Here is a 1,054-nt window from a genome sequence, read left to right on the forward strand (position 1 = left end):
GATTGTCACAAATGATCAATGCACCATGATCTTTCTGATCTCGAATCAAACGCCCTACGCCCTGCTTCAAAGTGATCACCGCATCGGGGATTTGCACTTCAGCAAACGGCTCACCACCACGCAATCGACAATCTTCAATTCGGGCTTTTAGCAGCGGATCATCCGGGGCAGTAAACGGCAATTTGTCGATGATAACACAGCTCAGTGCGTCACCTCTAACATCGATCCCTTCCCAAAACGCCCCCGTCGCCACAAGCAAAGCGTTACCCAGCTCCATAAACTCTGCAAGAGTCTTTTGCTTGCTCATTTCACCTTGCATAAGAACCGGAAGATCCAACACCTCACGGAACTTCTCTCCCAACTCACGCATCATGCTGTGAGAAGTACATAAGAAGAAACAACGACCGTCATTTTCTTCAATGACTGGCGCTAACATTCTCACCAATTTGTCCGCTAAACCTGGGCTGTTTGGCTCAGGAAGATAACGAGGCACACAAAGGCGAGCCTGCTTTTCATAATCAAATGGCGATGGCAGCGAAAACTGTTGTTTAGGTTTTAAGCCGAGACGATCGGTAAAGTGCTTAAAGTCACCAGAGACCGCAAGCGTTGCCGAGGTGAAGATCCAGGCACCTTGCTTGATTTCAATTTGTTCATGGAACTTATCTGCCACCGATAACGGAGTAATATGCAGAGTAAAATGACGCGGTGACGTATCGTACCAGTAAGAGTAGCCGGTGATGTCAACATCACACACACGATCGATTCGACCTTTGATCAAGTTCGCACGCTCAAAAGCCGTATCCAACAATTGGCTGCGACCAAGTGCCAATTTGAGCACATCAATCGCCAGATCTAGGCTGTCAGTTAAACGAACCAATTCGCGCTTAATGGATTCAGACTGCATCGCTTCTCGCCAGTTGCCACGAAAACCCGGCTCACCCAAAACGATGCGCATATCCATCGCGCTTTGAAGCAGTTTATCCCCCACTTTTTGCAGCTGACGCATGTCCTTTGCTTCGGTGCGATACGCGATTTCAATGTCTTTGGCGAGATC

General features: G+C 48.4%; 1 protein-coding gene. It reads right to left on the reverse strand.

The window, feature by feature from the left end; translation table 11 throughout:
- A partial coding sequence (locus tag R7Q47_RS26365) for an ATP-dependent DNA helicase (RefSeq protein ID WP_318090274.1) occupies positions 1-1,054 on the reverse strand: 1,054 nt, incomplete at both ends.

This window comes from Vibrio sp. Vb0349 (genome assembly GCF_033338975.1).